This window comes from Christensenella hongkongensis (assembly GCF_000981035.1).
Lineage (GTDB): Bacteria > Bacillota > Clostridia > Christensenellales > Christensenellaceae > Christensenella > Christensenella hongkongensis.
In genome coordinates this window covers 1-924 of the sequence record NZ_LAYJ01000056.1, presented here as the reverse complement: position 1 = coordinate 924, position 924 = coordinate 1, and the positions used below count along the sequence as shown (strand labels likewise).

Annotated in this window: 1 protein-coding gene; it reads right to left on the bottom strand. The window is 56.2% G+C overall.

Translation table 11 applies throughout. From position 1 onward, the window contains the following. Positions 1-924, bottom strand: a 924-nt coding sequence (locus tag CHK_RS03110; protein WP_046442588.1) for a M24 family metallopeptidase, incomplete at both ends; no start/stop codon positions are given.

The window sequence follows — 924 nt, the reverse complement described above, 5'->3', positions numbered from 1 at the left end:
CCACGATCTGCTCCTCGAGGCGCGCTGCTTCCCCGTCTTCTCCATAATATGTCTCCACTGCAAAGTGCATGTTCTCCTCGATTACCTCCGGATATTCCATCGAGCACTGGTGCCCGATCACCGGCTTTGACCAGTGCGCAATCCCTACTCCGTGCCCCAGCTCCAGCGCCATCGTCTCGTACTCGTCCTTTGCTCCAAGCTCCCTGTATGTCGGCCACAGCTTACAAATCTCGTCCGTCGTCACTCCCGGTTTGATCGCACGGATCGCATCGTACATCCAGTCGTATGTCTTCTTGTAGATCCTCTTCTGCTTCTCCGTCGGATAACCGCAGCAGAACGTCCGGTAATAGCATGTCTTGTATCCGTTGAAGTCGTTTACCACGTCGAGGAACACCATGTCCCCAGGGCGGATGATCCGGTCTGAGAAGTCATGCGGGTGCGGGAATGCACGGTCCCCTGAGATCACATTCACGTTGTGCACGTTCTCCGCTCCCATTTCCACCAGCCGTCCGCGCATCACCGCGCATACCTCGTTCTCACGCACTCCCGGCTTGATCGCTTCCACAACGTCGTAATATGCTCCGTCCACCATTGCCGCCGAGATCTCCAACAGCTGGATTTCCTCGTGTGTCTTGATCTTCTGCGCCTCCTGCATCGTTGCCTGCCCGTCACGCACGTCCATTCCAAACTTCACCAGCGCCTGCATCATCGACACTGTCAGGAGGTCGATCCCAATCGGCGCTTCGTGAAGGTTCCACTCTTTGAGGATTTCGTACACCTCCCCGATCACCTTCTCATTCGACTTTAACAGCGGCGTCATGCTCCCGCGCATATCGTTTTTGCTCGGACGGATGTCCTTGATCCACGGGCACAGCATCTTCTTCGTCCCGATTGCGCTGCCGATCTCAAACAGGATCGGATCGT